General features: G+C 61.5%; 13 protein-coding genes and 1 pseudogene. 5 read left to right on the top strand and 9 right to left on the bottom strand.

Annotated elements, in window-relative coordinates:
* Positions 1-250 precede the first annotated feature (250 nt).
* Complete coding sequence (locus EWM63_RS25930; RefSeq protein ID WP_207221156.1) at positions 251-1195, bottom strand: alpha/beta hydrolase; 945 nt, start codon at positions 1193-1195, stop codon at positions 251-253.
* Positions 1196-1475: 280 nt separating this feature from the next.
* Between EWM63_RS25930 and aspS the strand changes: the two genes are divergently transcribed.
* Entirely contained in the window at positions 1476-3275 is a 1800-nt protein-coding gene (gene aspS / locus EWM63_RS25925; protein ID WP_130190616.1) for an aspartate--tRNA ligase, read from the top strand.
* 41 nt (positions 3276-3316) lie between these two features.
* Here aspS and EWM63_RS25920 read toward each other — a convergent pair whose 3' ends face one another.
* The 8 genes from EWM63_RS25920 to EWM63_RS25885 all read right to left on the bottom strand — a co-directional run bounded on the left by EWM63_RS25920 (position 3317) and on the right by EWM63_RS25885 (position 9369).
* The gene (locus tag EWM63_RS25920) at positions 3317-3697 is read right to left on the bottom strand and encodes a hypothetical protein (protein WP_130189108.1); all 381 of its coding nucleotides are present in this window, start codon (positions 3695-3697) and stop codon (positions 3317-3319) included.
* Positions 3649-4260, bottom strand: a complete 612-nt coding sequence (locus EWM63_RS25915) for an alpha/beta hydrolase (RefSeq protein ID WP_165390929.1) — start codon at positions 4258-4260, stop codon at positions 3649-3651. Before EWM63_RS25915 ends, EWM63_RS25920 begins: the two co-directional genes overlap by 49 nt.
* Before the next feature lie 379 nt (positions 4261-4639).
* Complete coding sequence (locus tag EWM63_RS25910; protein WP_130189106.1) at positions 4640-5392, bottom strand: hypothetical protein; 753 nt, start codon at positions 5390-5392, stop codon at positions 4640-4642.
* Complete coding sequence (locus EWM63_RS25905) at positions 5386-6117, bottom strand: hypothetical protein (protein WP_130189105.1); 732 nt, start codon at positions 6115-6117, stop codon at positions 5386-5388. The genes EWM63_RS25910 and EWM63_RS25905 overlap by 7 nt, the downstream gene beginning before the upstream one ends.
* A 176-nt stretch (positions 6118-6293) precedes the next feature.
* Positions 6294-6905 carry a hypothetical protein gene (locus EWM63_RS25900; protein ID WP_130189104.1) on the bottom strand — a complete coding sequence of 204 codons (612 nt, stop codon included), beginning with the start codon at positions 6903-6905 and terminating at the stop codon, positions 6294-6296.
* A 447-nt stretch (positions 6906-7352) separates the two neighbouring features.
* The gene (locus EWM63_RS25895; protein WP_130189103.1) at positions 7353-8096 is read right to left on the bottom strand and encodes an LrgB family protein; all 744 of its coding nucleotides are present in this window, start codon (positions 8094-8096) and stop codon (positions 7353-7355) included.
* A complete protein-coding gene (locus EWM63_RS25890) occupies positions 8089-8436 on the bottom strand; it encodes a CidA/LrgA family protein (RefSeq protein WP_130189102.1) in 348 nt (115 codons plus the stop codon). Before EWM63_RS25890 ends, EWM63_RS25895 begins: the two co-directional genes overlap by 8 nt.
* 30 nt (positions 8437-8466) lie before the next feature.
* A complete protein-coding gene (locus EWM63_RS25885; RefSeq protein WP_130189101.1) occupies positions 8467-9369 on the bottom strand; it encodes a LysR family transcriptional regulator in 903 nt (300 codons plus the stop codon).
* Between the two features lie 114 nt (positions 9370-9483).
* Here EWM63_RS25885 and hmgA point away from each other — a divergent pair.
* The 4 genes and pseudogenes from hmgA (at position 9484) to EWM63_RS25865 (ending at position 13744) form a co-directional block, all read left to right on the top strand.
* A pseudogene (hmgA, locus tag EWM63_RS25880) lies at positions 9484-10790 on the top strand (homogentisate 1,2-dioxygenase).
* A gap of 9 nt (positions 10791-10799) precedes the next feature.
* Positions 10800-12101 carry a fumarylacetoacetase gene (fahA, locus tag EWM63_RS25875; protein WP_130189100.1) on the top strand — a complete coding sequence of 434 codons (1302 nt, stop codon included), beginning with the start codon at positions 10800-10802 and terminating at the stop codon, positions 12099-12101.
* A 73-nt stretch (positions 12102-12174) separates the two neighbouring features.
* Positions 12175-12978 carry an alpha/beta fold hydrolase gene (locus EWM63_RS25870; protein WP_130189099.1) on the top strand — a complete coding sequence of 268 codons (804 nt, stop codon included), beginning with the start codon at positions 12175-12177 and terminating at the stop codon, positions 12976-12978.
* A gap of 4 nt (positions 12979-12982) precedes the next feature.
* Positions 12983-13744, top strand: coding sequence for a histidine kinase dimerization/phospho-acceptor domain-containing protein (locus tag EWM63_RS25865; RefSeq protein ID WP_130189098.1), 762 nt, complete (start codon positions 12983-12985; stop codon positions 13742-13744).
* Positions 13745-13791 lie beyond the last annotated feature (47 nt).

The raw sequence follows: 13791 nt of genomic DNA, 5'->3' as shown, positions 1-13791 counted from the left end.
CGCGGTCCGGCCGCGCCGCTTGCCATGGGCAAACAATGCGACAGCAAATTGTGTGGGAAATAATTCAACAGGGACACGGCAACGGCCACGACGGGCAAATAAAGGCTGAGCGATGGAGCCGGCGTTTTTTTGGCCGTCGAGTGACGAGGATAGCACGACAGTGCCGCTGAGCAAGTATTTGAGAAACCGGTGTACCCGTACGGCAACATTCGGCGATCGGCGCAGGTCTTGCGATGATGGCTTCGCCTGCTCACCGTATCGCCGCGAGCGCCGCTGCGGCAAGCTGCGACTGGCCGGAGGCCAAAACGTCGAGGATTTCAAAATGGTTCACGCCCTGCAGCACGTACGTGCCGGCCAGGCGCCCCGCGGCGCGCAGTTGCCGCGCCATCAGCATTCCTTGCCGCTTGAATTCCGGGCTGTCGCCGGTGCCCCAGGCAACGATCACCGGGCATTTCACGTCGCGCAGGCGATGGACGGGACTCAGTTCGATCCGTTCCGCCGCTGTCAGTTTCAGGTGGCGGTTTCCAGCCGCCAGCACGACAGGTTCCAGGTCGCATAAACCGCTGAGCACCAGCCCGCCCTTCAGCAAATCGGGCGGCGCGCCATGGCGTGTCCAGTCGGTCGTCAGCATGACCGCGGCGAGATGGCCACCCGCCGAGTGCCCACCCACGTGGATCCGGTCCGGGTCCACCCCCAGTTCCCGCGCATGCCGCCAGACCCAGAGGATGGCCCGGCGACACTGCTCCGCCATGCCGGGCAGCGTGTTGGCGGGAATACTGTCGAACTCCGGCGCGGCGAAGATCGCGCCTCCTTCCAGGAACGGGGTAGCAAGGCATGAGACCGATTCCTTGGTGCCTACCCGCCAATTCCCGCCATGGATGAAGACCATCGCCGGCAACCCGCCCGCGACACCGGCGGGTGCAAACACATCGATCTTTTCCGCCGCTTGCGCGCCATAGCTCAGTGTCTTCGGCGGGAACGCTGCCCGCAACCGCGCACCGGCCGCAGCCTGCTTGCCAAGCAGTTCACGCATGTTCGGCGCCCACTTCGGGTCCGAATACGCATCGTCGAGTTCCTGCTGCGAGTAATGCAGATAGACTTTTTCGCTATCGGAAAAAGCCATTGCCGCAGGGGCGCGAAGCATGGCTCCGACCGCAAGGCAGCTGCCGTAATCCATGAAATCGCGTCGCTTCATCTCGCCTCCTGGCCGCCCGCACGGCACAACGATGCATGGTTCCTGCATCGACAAGGCAGGTTACCGCATCCACAAGCGGGCGTCACCATGACCGGGTATCCCTGTGCCTTGCTTGCGCAGCCGATCCGATGGTGCGAACGGATTCACCAGCGCGGGCTGCCCCGCGTTGTTATATTCATATCGGTCTAGCCGGTATATCGCGCACGATTCTTGACACGGTGCCCTGCAAGGTAGAGTCCAGCGGTGCATTTATAAACCTGGATGGAGCGAGATCTTGTCGATGCGAACGCATTATTGTGGCCTTGTCACCGAGGCCCTCGTGGGTCGGACGGTCAGCCTGTGCGGCTGGGTGCAGGTGCGCCAGGATGACGCGGATGCCATCCGCATCGACCTGCGTGACCGCGAGGGTAGCGTGCAGGTGGTGTGCCTTGCCACGCAGCCGGCGGTGTTCACCGTTGCCAGCGAGGTGGGCGAAGAGTATTGCGTTCGTGTCCAGGGCATCGTGACCGATCGCCTTCCCGGAGGGACGCCTGGCGAAGCAGCGTCAAGGAACATCGAAGTCGTGTGCCAGGCCTTGCAGGTGCTGAACGCCTCCGTGGCGGCAGCCATCGCGCTCGACGACGGTCATGCCAGCGAAACCACCCGGCTGACCCACCGCGTGCTGGACTTGCGGCGCCCGCGCATGCAGGACAACCTGCGCCTGCGCCACAGGGTGACGATGGCGATGCGCACCTACCTGGACAAGCTGGGTTTCATCGACATCGAAACACCGATCCTGACGCAGCCTACCGGGGAAGGCGCGCGCGAATACCTGGTGCCGTCCAGGGTCAATGCGGGCCGTTTCTTTGCCATGCCGCAGTCGCCGCAGCTGTTCAAGCAGCTGCTGATGGTGGCGGGCTTCGACCGCTATTACCAGATCACGAAGTGCTTCCGGGACGAGGATCTGCGCGCCGATTGCCAGCCCGAATTCACGCAGGTCGACTGCGAAACCTCCTTCTTGGACGAGCAGGAAATCCGTGATCTCTTCGAGGACATGATCCGCACGATCTTCAAGGACACGCTGGACATCGACCTGCCGGCCCCGTTCCCGGTCATGGACTTTGCCGAAGCGATGGGCAAATATGGATCGGACAAGCCGGACTTGCGCGTGAAGCTGGTCTTTACGGAACTGACCGACACAATGACCGACGCGGGCTTGCCGGGTTTCTCGGCCGCCGCCAGCCTGCCTGGCGGGCGCGTGGTGGGCCTGCGCGTGCCGGGCGGCGCCGGCATCGCGCAAGCGGAAATCGACGCGTGGGAACGGTTCGTTGCCAGGCAGGGCACCGCGCACCTGGCCTGGATCAGGATCATCGACAAGGCCAGGGGCCGCGGCGGCCTGCAGTCTCCCATCGCCGGGGATCTGGACGACGACGCATTGGCCACGATCCTGGAGCGTACCGATGCCCGCAATGGCGACCTGCTCCTGTTCGGCGCAGGCAAGGCCAAGGCGGTCAACTTCGCGATCGGCGACTTGCGGGTGATGATCGGCCACAGCGAATTCGGCAAGGCGAACGGCCTGTTCGACGACAGATGGGCACCACTGTGGGTCATCGACTTCCCGCTGTTCGAATACGACGAGGACGGCGGGCGCTGGACCGCGGTGCACCACCCCTTTACCGCCCCGATCGACGGCCACGAAAACATGGTGGAAACCGACCCGGGCGCCTGCATTGCGAAGGCCTACGACATGGTGCTGAACGGCTGGGAACTGGGCGGCGGCTCGATCCGCATCCATCGGCAGGAACTGCAGTCACGGGTGTTCCGTACGCTGGGCATCGACGCCGAGGAAGCGCAGCTGCGGTTCGGATTTCTTCTCGATGCGCTGCAATACGGCGCCCCGCCGCACGGTGGCCTCGCATTCGGGCTCGACCGCATGATTGCATTGATGACGAAATCCGATTCCATCCGGGACGTGATCGCGTTCCCGAAGACACAGCAATTCCAGGACCTGCTGACGCATGCCCCGGCGGAAGTGGACACGGAACTGCTGGAGGCACTGCATGTGCGGCTTTCGCCCGGCGACATCACAGTTGCTGATTGACCATGGGATCGGCGTGAGGGCTTTCAGCAGAACTCCAGGAATCAACGCATCATTGCCAGTGTTGCTCCCGCGTGCAAAGACTGTTCGGAAGCCATCGCGTCGATAATCTCGAAATGGTTAATGCCTTCCAGGACGTACGTTCCCGCAAGGCGCCCGGCGGCGCGTAGTTCCTGTCCCATCAGCATCCCCTGGCGCTTGAATTCCGGGCGCTCTGCGGTGCCCCACGCAATGATCACGGGACAGCGCACCGTTTGCAGGCGATGTACGGGGCTCAATTCGCGCCGTTCGTCCGCCGTCAGCTTCAGGTGTCGGTTACCGGCCGCCAGCACCACGGGCTCCAGGTCGCACAGTCCGTTGAGCACCAGCCCGCCTTTCAACAAGCCTGCTGGCGCGCCGAAGCCGGTCCAGTCGGTAGCGAGCATGACGACGGCAAGGTGCCCGCCAGCCGAATGACCCCCACGTGGATTCGGTCCGGATCAGCGCCGAGTTCGCGCGCATGGCGCCACACCCACAGGATCGCCCGCCGGCATTGCTCCACCATGCCGGGCAGCGTGGTCGCGGGAATGGTGTCGTATTCCGGCGCGATGAACACCACATCGTTCTTCACAAACCGGGGTGCGAGGTACGACACCGATTCCTTAGTGCCCACCCGCCAGTTGCCGCCATGGATGAAGATCATCGCCGGTAACGCAGGCGCTGCACCTGCGGGCGAAAACACATCGAGCCTCTCCGACAGCTGCGTGCCGTAGCTTGCCGTCCTTGGCGGAAAGGCCGCCCGCACGCGCGTACCGGCGGCAGCCTGCCCGCCGAGCAGTTCCCGCATGTTCGGCGCCCATTTCGCATCCGAATACGCGTCGTCCAGTTCCTGCTGCGAGTAATGGAGATAGGCTTTTTTGCCGCTGGCATCTGCGCTCACCGGACGGGATGACAGTAGAAGTCCCGCAGGAAGGGAACTTGCGTACCGCATGAAATCTCGCCGCTGCATGCTGCCTCCCTGCCCCCTCGGGGGGCTACGATGCATGACTTCGGATCGAACGAAGACTTACACATTCGCCATCCGCGCAAAAAATTCCGCAGAAAAATGCATTCTTGTTTTCGACAGCAACCTTGCCAATTTTTCGCGCGAACGACGCTGATTGGGAATTTTCGCTAAGTAGTATTCAATCATTACTACTAGTTCGATCACGTTCCTCGATACGCTGAGCAACAAACGAAAAACTTTGGCGTGCAGTTTTCGCAGCCTTGTGTCACTAATCTCGAAGTGTATGGTTAAGTCAAGATCGTACCATTCAGCTGTTGGACGCTACCAGATTTTATTATTTTTTGTGATCTGATCCAAGCCTTAGATATGAGAACTCACTACTTCACGCACTTGGCAGTGCATCGTTAGGCTTTAGCGTGCAAGCAAACAGATCTCCTACCCCCATATCTGGCAATTCTTGTACGGCAACTTTGCGTTCCATGTAACGGTAACAAGGGACGCTGTCACGGATACGATTAGCGTCGATATAGAGCCGGACACGGTTTTCTTCGGCTTCAGTAAATTTCTTTCTTGCTTCCTCAATACTCATCCGCACACTTTTATCAACGGTAAGTATAAAACCCTGCTTAAAATAAGAACCTGCATCTTCTTTCCGGAGTCGGAACAGCGAATCTCTTGGCCCAAATTCTTCGAATATGAAAAGAAATCGTCCAGATCGAACAGTATCTCCACTATCTGACTGGCCGAGCCACGCCTCATTAATCTCGCCAAGATTGATCATCCCATCTGCAGCTGCACGAACAGGTATGACTGCCGAAATATAGATGTTACAGTCATCCAGTTCAGTCACTATACCTGGAATTGCGGCTTGGTGTGATAGAGTAAATACACGAATCTGAAAACCACCTGAAGCCAATGCTCTAGCCGCAGAAGTATTTAATTGCTTGAATTGCAGAGTACTGCGAACAGCAATGTTGGTTGGAGGGGACATAATCACGTCAGTCGCCTTCGTTATAGTGGCACGGCTTTTCCTCGGAAAAGATGCATCCGCTGCGTGGGCCAATGCAGTCGGCATTAGAAACGCGCCGAATAGGATCGCATTACGAAAAATGTACATACCATCCTCCTTTAACATGTAACTTCTTTTGATGAACAATCCGTGCGAGCGAACCCTTTATGCCAACGTGAGACGTCAACCTCTTGGCACTGTTCAACTGGCGGAAGATTCATGGTAGCCTTCAATACTTGGATGGCTTCCTTTAATTCAACTTTTTGTAATTGAACATCTGTCTCTAGCTTGCTCAGCTTTAAGATAACGGACCTCACTGTTCCCGACTGAGTAATCAGCTCAGATTTAATTCCCGCGCTAACCAAATGATCACGTAATTCACTCAGCAATGCATATCCACTCGACCTATCAAAGTCATCATAAAGGACGTGCACTTCTTCAACTCGTGGATTAGCAGTCATCTGATGCATCGCTTTTTCAAGAGTTATCTGTGCCTTTTCCGACTGCGGAACTGCCAATAACCCTTGCTGCAAGTACATCATCGCTTTGCTGTAGCGATAAGAAATTTCTGTATCGAGCCGTTCGACACGCGCAACTCTTGCCTCTCGAGCATCGTTGCGTTGGCGCTCAACCTGAATAGCTTGAGACACTAAGCCATGAAGCCAGATTAGTACCGGAAGCAAAACAGATGACAGAAGAAATAAGCCTAAAGGAGTACTCAATAGTGCTGTTATCGATTTTCTCCCTTTATCTGAGGACTGATCTAGCTTACGTCGCACTTCCCAACGAAATATTTCCTCCGCCTTCATACGATTTTGTTCTTCAATAGTGAAAGGTAAAAGGTTATCCAAGATTTCTCCTAAAACATTACAATCGAAGATAGTCTATTGCATCGACCATTGATGAGCAAGATCATAAAGCATAAACTTTCGCTATTGCCAACAGCAGTCATCTACATGGAGAAAGCCCTACCGCATGAATAATATTTCTCACTGTACAGTTTTATAATTTCAATATAGATAACAATTTACCTCGATTTGGTACGTTTAGGCATGTCTCTATAGGCGCTTAATACCATTTTTTTAGCTACATCAAACTGCTGTTTCGTTTTCGGTGCCAATTGGCCATAATTGTCAAAGTTAAACCATTTGGACTGCTCAGCAATCTCAATCATTGCTCTCCGCGTCTGAATGACACTATCAATCAAACCAATACTAGCGAGACGCTCTATGGAAAACGAAACCAATACTGCATGGATCTCCCTGGAATTCCTTTCCACAAATGCTTTATAAATCGGCTCCAAGTATTGTTGATCACAACATAAAGACAATTCGTTTCTGATCGTACCTTCCTCAACCTGTGTAACGAGATCTACCGCACTATCTAAAATTCTACGGACGCTACTGTCGAGTATTTCCTCATCTTCCAACTTGGCCCGAGTCGTCCGTCTGATATCTTCTCGTGAGATCCAGACTGCCACTGCAATCCCAGCAATACCGCCCCAAGCCTGGAGCCATGCGGGTAACTCAGCGTTATCCGAATCATTCCAATGTCGAGCGAGCAAAAAAAATAGGATGAGTGCAAATCCTATGCTTGTCAAATATACAATCCTACCTAACGAGGAGAAATATTTATTCATAAGCGTGCAACCTCCGCTAGCTGCCGGTACGACAAAATTTCTAATGAAACCATGTCCATTTCGAAATATAATCTTCGAAAAAAAATACTATAGAGAAACCTTAGTTTCCATGCGCTGCTGCCCGCTTGGTTACAGGGACTTGCGTAGATCGCTGTTAATAGTTTTAGGGAGCTTGGTTCCGAGTCTCGAGATTAATATCACGTGGCTATTTTGCAAAGAAGGAATTTCCGACTTGGTCTGGTTTACGCAACAACAAAAGCGAAGCAAGAGATATTCGTGCAATATCCGACCACCGTCGTTTCAATCGCTTACGCAACGAACAACAGTTGAACGCCCTAATTCCGCCGAAGTAGATACTCTTTTCCCATAATGTTTAAGGCTGTTAAGTTACGCTAACGTGTCGCTGAGTCCTATGAGGCACAACTTGGCAAACCCTTGCGTTAAGGGTCAAATTTTCCCCAGCCACCCCAGCACGAGCGGAATCAGCCCCGGCGCCAGCAACGCCGTCAGCACCCCGTTCAAGCCCATCCCCAGCCCGGCGAACGCGCCCATCTCGGCACTGACCTGGAACGCCCGCGCAGTGCCGATGCCATGCGAGGCGACGCCCAGCGCGAAGCCGCGCACCTCGTGCGAATGGATCTTCATCCAGCCGAACAGGAACCTTGCCGTGACGGCGCCGAAGATGCCGGTGCCGATGACCAGCACGGCGGTCAGCGACGGCAGGCCGCCCAGGCGCTCGGAAACCGCCATTGCGATCGGCGTGGTGGCCGACTTCGGGCCGATCGAGCGGGCCAGCTGGGCCGTACCGCCCAGGGCCACGACGATGCAGACCGCGGACGCGATGGCCGTGACGGAGCCGCACGCGAGCGCCACCATGACCGGCATGAAAGCGCGGCGCATCCGTGGCAGTTGCCGCACCAGCGGCACAGCCAGCGCCACCGTGGCAGGGCCGAGTAAAAAGTGCACGAACTGGGCGCCGGCGAAATAGCGTTCGTACGACATGCCCGACAGCCACAACGCCACGCACACGAGCGCGATCGCGATGGCGACCGGGTTGGCCAGCGGCGAGAACTTGCAGCGAGCGTAGATCGCCTGCGCCACCGCGTAGGCGCACAGGGTCAGCGTAAGCCCCAGCAGAGGCGAGGCGGAGAGATAGACCCAGAACGAGCGCAGTTCGGCCAGCTCAAACATCGCGGTCCTTTGGCATGAGGGCACGCAGCACCAGGGCCGTCACGGCCAGTGTCAGCAGCGTGCTGCCCATCAGTCCCGCCAGCAGCGCCAGCCAGTGGCCGCTGCTCGAGGATGCCGCGGCCACGATGCCCACGCCGGCCGGCACGAACAGCAGCGACAGGTGCCGCAGCAGCTCATTGGCATCGGCCTCGATCTTTTCCAGCAGCGCCGGCGACGCGACCAGGGCGCCGAACAGCAGCAGCATGCCGGCGACGGGGCCGGGAACCGGCAGGTGCAGCACGTAGACGATGCCTTCGCCCAGGCACTGGAACAGCAGCAGGATCGTGAAACTGACAAGCATGGCGTTTTCCTTTGTGGTGATGGGTGGCGGCTATTCCCCGAACGCTTCCGCCACCAGTGTGCGCAGCCAGCGATTGCCCTCGTCCTGGTTGTAGCGCCGGTGCCAGAACACGTTCGTTTGCAGCGCCGCCAGCCGCAGCGGCGATTTTACATACACGAGGCCAAACGGCGCGGCCGCACGCTCGGCGAGTTTGCGCGGCACCGTCACCACCAGGTCCGTGGTGCTGACGATATACGGCGCGGCCGAGAAATGCGGCACGGAGAAGCTGGCGGACGTGAGGATGCCGGCCTTCTGCAGCGCGGTATTGATGCGGTCGTACGGACTTTCCAGCGCCGCCACCACGAGGTGACGGGCATCCGTCAGGCGCTTCATCGTTAGCGGACCGGTGGCCAGCGGGTGGCCGGCACGGAACAGGGTGACATAGTCCTGCCGGAACAGGCGCCGCTGGTACAGCGCGCCCGGGGCATCGTCGAACGCGCCGATGGCGAGATCGATGCGCCCCGCTTCCATTTCCGCCCGCAGGTCCGCCGCGCCCGCCCGCACCGACGCGATCCCGACACCGGGCGCCGCGGCGCCGCACAGTTCCACCAGGCGGGGCATGAAGTACACCTCGCCCAAGTCCGTCATGGCGACGTTGAAGCGGCGCCGGCTGGCGGCCGGGTCGAACACGTCGGCTGGCGCCAGCGCCTGCTCGAGGTGGGAAAGCGCCGTGGCCACCGGCTCGGCCATGCGCTCGGCGTACGGCGTGGGCTGCATGCCGGCCGCCGTGCGCACGAACAGCGCGTCGCCGGTGGCGCGGCGCAGGCGGGCCAGCGCATTGCTGACCGCGGACTGCGTCAGGCGCAGGCGGCGGGCGGCCGCCGAGATCTGCCGCTCCCGGAAGACTTCCTGGAAGACGACCAGCAGGTTCAGGTCCAGTTCACGCAGTTCCATCGTCCCTCTATTTACCCCGTAAATAAAGTGCATTTTGCCATTCACAGTGCAAATGGTCTACAGTGCCCGCATGTACTCTGACATGCCCTCATCCGCATCCTGACTGGAGACGACGTGAACACGACCGACCTGCATCCGGGTTACCTGTCCGGCTTCGGCAACGAATTCGCCACCGAAGCCTTGCCCGGCGCGCTGCCGCAACACCGCAATTCGCCGCAGCGCGCCGCCTACGGCCTGTATGCCGAGCAGCTGTCCGGCACGGCTTTCACGGCCCCACGGGCGCACAACCGCCGCAGCTGGCTGTACCGCATCCGGCCCGCCGCGGTCCATCAACCGTTTACCCGCATCGACAACGGCCGCATCGTCAGCCGTTTCGACGACGTGCCCACGCCACCGAACCAGCTGCGCTGGGATCCGCTGCCGATGCCCCTGCCGACGTGCCCACCGATTTCGTCGACGGCTGGGTCACGATGGCCGGCAATGCCGGCGTGGCGATTCACCTGTATGCCGCGAACGCACCGATGACGGACCGCTTCTTCTACGATGCCGATGGCGAGCTGCTCGTCGTGCCGCAGCAGGGACGGCTGCGCATCGCCACCGAATTCGGCATCGTCGACGTGGAACCACAGGAGATCGCCGTCATTCCGCGCGGCGTGCGATTCCAGGTCACCTTGCCCGACGGCGAAGCCCGCGGCTATCTCTGCGAAAACTTCGGCGCGCTGCTGCAACTGCCCGACCTGGGCGTGATCGGCTCGAATGGCCTGGCGAACCCGCGCGATTTCCTCACGCCGCAGGCGGCGTACGAGGACCGCGAGGGCGATTTCGAACTCGTGGCGAAATTCTCCGGCAACCTGTGGCGCGCTTCGATCGGCCATTCGCCGCTGGACGTCGTGGCCTGGCATGGCAATTACGCCCCCTACAAGTATGATTTGCGGCATTTCAATACGATCGGTTCGATCAGCTACGACCACCCGGACCCGTCGATCTTCCTCGTGCTGCAATCGCCGAGCGACACGGCCGGCGTGGACACGCTGGACTTCGTGATCTTCCCGCCCCGCTGGCTGGCGGCCGAGAACACGTTCCGGCCGCCCTGGTTCCACCGCAACGTGGCCAGCGAATTCATGGGCCTGATCGCCGGCCAGTACGACGCCAAGGCCGAAGGCTTCAGGCCGGGCGGCGGCAGCCTGCACAACTGCATGAGCGGCCACGGTCCGGACGCGGCCACGTTCGAGAAGGCCAGCGCGGCCGATACCAGCAAGCCGCAAAAGGTGGAGGCGACGATGGCATTCATGTTCGAGACGCGCGACATCATCCGCCCCACGGCCCACGCGCTGGCGACGCCGCTGCTGCAGCCGGACTACCATGAATGCTGGGCAGGCATCGGCAAACATTTCAACCCGGCTAACATGCCCCAGGCATAAGGAAGCACCATGCACATCAATGAAACACACGATCCGTCGCTCACCAGCTGGGTCGCCACGGCGAACGATCCGGCCAGCGATTTCCCGATCCAGAACCTGCCGTTCGCCGTGTTCCGGCGCGCCGGTTCCACGGAAACGTTCCGCGGCGGCGTGGCGATCGGCGACCAGGTACTCGACCTGGCCGCGCTGGACCCGGCCACCGTGGGCGAACCGGCCAGCGCCGCGCTGGCCCTTGCGCAGCGCGACACACTCAACGATTTCATGGCCGCCGGGCCCGCCGCATGGTCGGCGCTGCGCCTGGCGCTGTCCCGGCTGCTGCGCGCCGGTGCCGCGGCGCAGCAGCACGCCCTGGTACCGCAGGCCGCGGCCGAGTTCTCGATCCCGGCGCGCATCGGCGACTACACGGATTTCTATACATCGATCCACCATGCCACGAGTGTCGGCCGCCTGTTCCGCCCGGACGAGCCACTGCTGCCGAACTACAAGTGGGTGCCGATCGGCTACCACGGCCGGGCCTCGTCGATCGGGGTATCAGGCCAGCGCTTTCCCCGCCCGAAGGGGCAGACGCGCCCGGCCAGCGGCACGGATGCGCCGAATTTCGGGCCGAGCCGCCGCCTCGACTACGAGCTGGAAGTGGGCATCTTCGTCGGCACCGGCAATGCCGACGGCGACGCGATCCCCGTCGATGCGGCCGAGGCGCACGTGTTCGGCCTGTGCCTGCTGAACGACTGGTCCGCCCGCGACCTGCAGGCCTGGGAATACCAGCCGCTGGGGCCCTTCCTGGCGAAAAACTTCGCCACGACGATTTCGCCATGGATCGTCACGCTCGAGGCGCTGGCGCCGTATCGCGCGCCATGGCAGCGCGACGCCGCCGACCCGCAGCCGCTGCCCTACCTCGATTATCCGGCGCTGCGTGAGGCGGGCGCGTTCGACGTCGAACTGGAGGTCCTGCTGCAAACGGCAACGATGCGCCGGGAAGGCCAGCAGGCGGCTTCCGTATCGCGCTCGAACTTCCGCGATTCCTACTGGAGCGTGGCGCAGATGGTGGCGCACCACACGGTCAACGGCTGCGGCCTGCGCCCGGGCGACCTGCTGGGCTCCGGCACCCAGTCCGGCCCGGAACCGGAAGCCGCGGGCTCGCTGCTGGAACTGTCCGGCGGCGGCAAGGCGGCTATCACGTTGCCGAACGGCGAACAGCGCACCTTCCTCGAGGATGGCGACACGGTCGTGCTGCGTGGCCGCGCTGTGCGCCCCGGCCTGCCGCGCATCGGTTTCGGCGAGGCTGCAGGCACCGTGCTGCCGGCCCGCTGAGCATCCAGGCGGCCGTGCCGGCCGCGCACAAGCCTGCTACACTGCGAAGAGTGCTCGTGCGGAGGACCTGGCAATGGACGTCCGGCAACGCAACAATGTCAAGGCGTGGGGCAGCGGCCCGGCAACGCTGCTGTTCGCGCATGGCTTCGGCTGCGACCAGTCGATGTGGCGCTACCTCGTGCCTGCCTTCGATGGCCGTTACCGCATCGTTGCCTTCGACGCCGTCGGCAGTGGCGCATCGGACTGGAACGCCTACGACCCCACGCGCTATGGTTCGCTGCACGGTTATGCGGAAGACGTGCTCGAGATCGCCACGGCGTTCGCCGAGGGGCCGGTCGTGTTCATCGGCCATTCGGTGGCGGCGATGGTCGGGTTGCTGGCCACGATACGGCAACCCGAGCGCTTCGCGGCGCAGGTGATGGTCAGCCCGTCGCCCTGCTACCTGAACGCCGGCGACTACCATGGCGGCTTTGAAACGGCGGACATCGAAGATTTGCTGCAGACGCTGGCGGACAACTACGAGGGCTGGGCCCGCGCCATGGCCCCCGTCATCATGGGCGCGCCGGCCCGGCCGGAGCTCGGCAGCGAGCTGGCCGACAGCTTCTGCCGCGCCGATCCGGCGATCGCCGCGCATTTCGCCCGCGTGACTTTCCTCTCCGATCACCGCCAGGACCTGCCCCACTCGACGACACCGGCGCTGATCCTCCAATGCACGGACGACGTGATCGCACCGCCCAGCGTGGGCGACTACACGCACCGGGCGCTGCCGGCCAGCGAGCTGCGCCTGATCGACAATATCGGCCATTGCCCCCACATGAGCGCACCGCGTGCCTGCGCCGCGGCGATTGGCCCCTTTCTCCGGCACGTGACGGGTTGACGCCATGTCGCTGCGATACGAGCCCCCTTTCGGCCAGCCGGAGTCTGGACCAGACCCACTGCCTGCGCCCGCCTACCTGTTCAATCTCGCGCCCTGCGCCCTGCTGCTGACCGATCCCGACGGCATGATCCTGCAGGCGAACGTGGCCAGCGTGAACTGGCTGGGCTACCCGCACCACGAACTCACGGGCGGCATGCGCCTGCAAGACCTGCTCAGCATCGGCGCCGGCGTGCTGTACCAGTCGCATTGCCAGCCGATGCTGCAGTTGCAGCAAGCGGTCAGCGACGTGCAGATCGACCTGGTGCGGCGCGACGGCGCCCGCGTGCCGGCGGTGCTTGCCATCGCGCGGCACCGCTTCGATACCGGCACGTTCGATGAAGTGGCGATCCAGCCTTCGGGCGACCGCCGCGCGTTCGAACGGGAATTGCAGCGCCTGCGGGCCGAAGCGCTTGCCGCCCAGGCTGCCCGCGACGACCTGACGGAGAAGCTGCGCACGGCCATCGGCGCACTGGCCGCCGCCGAGCGCCATGAAGACGCGTTCCTCGAAGCGTTCTGCCATGACCTGCGCAACCCGCTGGCACCGATGCGCAACGGGCTCGAACTGCTGAAGATCACGCTGCCGGCCGATCACGCCGCAGCCAGCGTGGTGGCGATGCTCGACCGCCAGCTGGACCGCCTGGTGCAGATGATCGACGACGCGGCTGGCGCGGAGGGGCGGCGGGGCGATCGGTCAAGCGAACAGCGAGGCGGGCCGCCAGGCCGATAGCGGCCAGCCGACGGCGCGACCGTGCCGCCCCCGGGGATGGGCCGCAA

It is taken from the genome of Pseudoduganella lutea (assembly GCF_004209755.1).
GTDB classification, from domain to species: Bacteria; Pseudomonadota; Gammaproteobacteria; order Burkholderiales; family Burkholderiaceae_D; genus Rugamonas; species Rugamonas lutea.
The sequence above is the reverse complement of the archived record's forward strand: the minus strand, read 5'-3'. Positions and strand labels throughout refer to the sequence as shown.

Bases quoted from the DNA above. Each gene is read 5' to 3' on its own strand.
- EWM63_RS25930 (WP_207221156.1), bottom strand. From the start codon at position 1,195: ATGAAGCGACGCGATTTCATGGATTACGGCAGCTGCCTTGCGGTCGGA.
- aspS (WP_130190616.1), top strand. From the start codon at position 1,476: ATGCGAACGCATTATTGTGGCCTTGTCACCGAGGCCCTCGTGGGTCGG.
- EWM63_RS25920 (WP_130189108.1), bottom strand. From the start codon at position 3,697: ATGCTCGCTACCGACTGGACCGGCTTCGGCGCGCCAGCAGGCTTGTTG.
- EWM63_RS25915 (WP_165390929.1), bottom strand. From the start codon at position 4,260: ATGCAGCGGCGAGATTTCATGCGGTACGCAAGTTCCCTTCCTGCGGGA.
- EWM63_RS25910 (WP_130189106.1), bottom strand. From the start codon at position 5,392: ATGTTAAAGGAGGATGGTATGTACATTTTTCGTAATGCGATCCTATTC.
- EWM63_RS25900 (WP_130189104.1), bottom strand. From the start codon at position 6,905: ATGAATAAATATTTCTCCTCGTTAGGTAGGATTGTATATTTGACAAGC.
- EWM63_RS25895 (WP_130189103.1), bottom strand. From the start codon at position 8,096: ATGTTTGAGCTGGCCGAACTGCGCTCGTTCTGGGTCTATCTCTCCGCC.
- EWM63_RS25890 (WP_130189102.1), bottom strand. From the start codon at position 8,436: ATGCTTGTCAGTTTCACGATCCTGCTGCTGTTCCAGTGCCTGGGCGAA.
- EWM63_RS25885 (WP_130189101.1), bottom strand. From the start codon at position 9,369: ATGGAACTGCGTGAACTGGACCTGAACCTGCTGGTCGTCTTCCAGGAA.
- fahA (WP_130189100.1), top strand. From the start codon at position 10,800: ATGCACATCAATGAAACACACGATCCGTCGCTCACCAGCTGGGTCGCC.
- EWM63_RS25870 (WP_130189099.1), top strand. From the start codon at position 12,175: ATGGACGTCCGGCAACGCAACAATGTCAAGGCGTGGGGCAGCGGCCCG.
- EWM63_RS25865 (WP_130189098.1), top strand. From the start codon at position 12,983: ATGTCGCTGCGATACGAGCCCCCTTTCGGCCAGCCGGAGTCTGGACCA.